The sequence below is a fragment of the Micrococcus sp. HMSC31B01 genome, assembly GCF_001816085.1.
Taxonomy (GTDB): Bacteria; Actinomycetota; Actinomycetes; order Actinomycetales; family Micrococcaceae; genus Micrococcus; species Micrococcus luteus.
On sequence record NZ_KV824881.1, the window covers coordinates 1 to 736 of the forward strand.

General features: G+C 76.1%; 1 protein-coding gene. It reads left to right on the plus strand.

Features of this window, described 5'->3' with window-relative positions; all coding sequences use genetic code 11:
• The coding region (locus HMPREF3105_RS01120) for an MFS transporter (protein WP_141762372.1) at positions 1-736 on the plus strand (736 nt) is incomplete at both ends.

Consider the following 736-nt stretch of genomic DNA (forward strand, 5'->3'; position numbering starts at 1 on the left):
CGTGCACGGCCTGCCCCCCGCCCCCGGACCGCGCGGGATCGCCGCGCTCGACCCGGTGGGCGCCCTGCTGCTCGGCGCCGGCGGGGTGAGCCTCATGGTGCCGTTCATCGTCCCGGGCACCGCCTGGCTGCTGGTGCTCGCCGCCGCGCTCGTGACGGCGTGGTGGCTGTGGGAGAAGCGCGTGAAGGCCCGGGCCTCGGCCACCGGCGTGCAGCCCATGGTGGACCCGACCCTGTTCCGGCGGCCGTCCTTCACGATCGGCGCGCTCGAGTCCACCATCTACCTGGCCACCATGCCGGCGGTGTTCGCGATCGTGGCGATCTTCCTGCAGCGCGGCATGGGGTTCACGCCGCTCGAGGCCGGCCTCGTGGGTCTGCCCGGCGCCGTCGTCGTGGCCTCCCTGTCCCCGTGGGTGGGCTCGATGGTGCAGCGGCGCGGGCCCGTGCTCGTGCTGCTCGGCGCCCTCGTGGGCCTCGTGTCGCTGGGGGTGCTGGCGCTCGCGTTCGAGCGCAGCGCGGCCGGCGCGTGGTCGCCGTGGATCGTGGGGGTGGGGCTGATCGTGCAGTCGGCCTCGCAGGCCCTGCTGCTCACCAGCACGCAGGTGCTGATGATGGACGACGTCGCCGGCCACGAGGCGGGGGCGGCCGGCGGCGTCGCCCAGACGGCGCAGCGCCTCGGCACCGCCCTGGGCCTGTCCGTGGTGACGGGCGCGTTCTTCGCGGCCCTGGCCGGCGCC